We start from the raw sequence: 921 nt of genomic DNA on the forward strand, positions 1-921 counted from the left end.
CCACCGACGAGCCGTGGGCGCCGCCGCCCGCGACCGACGTCCTGACCGGCGAGAGCGCCCCGCCGCACGGCGACGGCGTGGTCGCCGTCCTCGGCCTGCACCGGCTGTCCGCCGTCGAGGAGGCGGTGAGAAGCGGTCACGCCGTCACCCTGGTGGCCGTCACGAGCACGCCCGGCGAGCTGATGCCGCTGGCCGCCCTGGTCGTCACCGAACTGCGCGGCCTGCTGCGCCAGGCGGTGCCCGCGCACGCGTGGCCCGCTCTGCGGATCGTGCTCGACGCCGACGGCGCCGTCGCGGCCGCCGCAGGCGTCGACCGGCCCGGTGACACCACGGAGACCGCGCTCCGTGTGACGGGCGGACGCGTCGTCGCCCGCGCGAGCGGACACGGCGCCTGCCACTCCGCCGGAAACCCGGTTGCGCCCGCCGCCTATGATGGAGGCATGTCTACGCCCCGGATCTCTTAGCCAGGACACCCGCTTTCGCAGCACCCGTGTGTCCACAGGCTTATCCGGAGCGTCATCCATGCTTGCCTTCCGTGACGTCGACGTACGCGTCGGCGCCCGTCTTCTGCTGTCCTCCATCACCGCCCACGTCGCCCCTGGCGACCGCGTCGGCCTCGTCGGCCGCAACGGGGCGGGCAAGACCACCCTGCTCAGAACCCTCGCCGGCCAGGCCCAGCCGGCGGCGGGCACGATCACGGCCTCGGCGCCCGTCGGCTATCTGCCGCAGGACCCCGCCGCGGCCGATCCGGCCGCGAGCGTCGCCGACCGCATCCTGTCCGCGCGCGGCATGGACGCCGCCGTCCGCGCGCTGCGCGCCGCCGAACTCGCGCTCGGCGACGGCGGCGAGCGGGCCATGACCGGCTACGTTCGCGCCGAGGCCGAGTTCCAGGCGGGCGGCGGGTACGGCGCCGAGGCCGAG

Annotated in this window: 1 protein-coding gene; it reads left to right on the forward strand. The window is 75.9% G+C overall.

The genetic code is table 11. From position 1 onward, the window contains the following. Positions 1-522 precede the first annotated feature (522 nt). Positions 523-921: ATP-binding cassette domain-containing protein (locus ABD120_RS07300; protein WP_343948945.1), on the forward strand; the 399-nt coding region annotated here is incomplete at its 3' end.

Origin of the sequence: Nonomuraea longicatena (assembly GCF_039525605.1) — a bacterium.
Classification (GTDB): domain Bacteria; phylum Actinomycetota; class Actinomycetes; order Streptosporangiales; family Streptosporangiaceae; genus Nonomuraea; species Nonomuraea longicatena.